Below are 1,045 nucleotides of genomic sequence, written 5' to 3' on the forward strand. Positions count from 1 at the left end.
AGCTATATCGAAGCCAGCCGTTCACTTGGCGTCGGCGAGTCGGCCCTGCGCCGCTGGGTTGATCAGGTTCAGCAAGAGCGCCAAGGTGTTACGCCGCAGAGCAAAGCATTGACCCCGGAACAACAGAAAATTCAGGAGCTGGAAGCCCGGATTGCCCGGCTTGAACGGGAAAAATCGATATTAAAAAAGGCTACCGCGCTCTTGATGTCGGAAGATCACGAGCGTACGCGCTGATCAATCAGTTGAGCGTCCATGAGCCGGTTGATTGGCTGTGCAAGCTGTTTGAAGTCACTCGTTCGTGCTACTACGCCCAGCGCCTTAGGCGCCGCACGCCTGATGTTGAACGACTTCGGTTGCGCAGCCGGGTGAACGAGTTGTTCACGCAAAGTCGTAGCGCTGCGGGCAGCCGCAGTATCTTGTCGCTGATGCTTGAAGACGGTGAACAACTTGGTCGATTCAAAGTGCGCAGCTTGATGCGCGAGCTTGATTTAGTCAGTAAACAACCCGGCTCACATGCCTACAAACGAGCGACAGTAGAAAGACTCGATATCCCGAATACCTTGAACCGTGAGTTTGATGTGCCAGCCCCGAATCAAGTCTGGTGCGGCGACATCACCTACATTTGGGCCCAGGGGAAATGGCATTACTTGGCGGTCGTACTGGATCTCTGCACGCGCCGGGTGGTGGGCTGGGCGTTGTCGGAAAAGCCGGACGCTGAACTGGTGATCAAGGCCCTGGATATGGCCTACGAGCAGCGTGGCAGGCCTTCGGGTCTGCTGTTTCACTCGGATCAGGGGTCGCAATACGCAAGCCGGCTATTTCGTCAGCGATTGTGGCGTTATCGCATGCGCCAGAGCATGAGTCGCCGGGGAAATTGCTGGGACAACGCGCCAATGGAGCGCGTGTTCCGCAGCCTAAAAACGGAATGGATACCGACCACGGGCTACAGAACGACTCAAGAAGCCAAGCGCGATATCAGCCACTTCTTGATGCATCGGTACAACTGGATTCGGCCTCACCAATTCAATGGTGGGTTGGCACCAGC

Annotated in this window: 1 protein-coding gene; it reads left to right on the top strand. The window is 56.2% G+C overall.

The window, feature by feature from the left end; genetic code table 11:
* A protein-coding gene (locus tag JUI81_RS31630; RefSeq protein WP_204125694.1) for an IS3 family transposase occupies positions 1 to 1,045 on the top strand; the annotation gives its coding sequence in 2 pieces (ribosomal slippage) (positions 1 to 181 and positions 181 to 1,045; 1,046 coding nt annotated over the 2 pieces). This gene is flagged as partial in the annotation.

The sequence above is a fragment of the Pseudomonas sp. 008 genome (assembly GCF_016861935.1).
Classification (GTDB): Bacteria; Pseudomonadota; Gammaproteobacteria; order Pseudomonadales; family Pseudomonadaceae; genus Aquipseudomonas.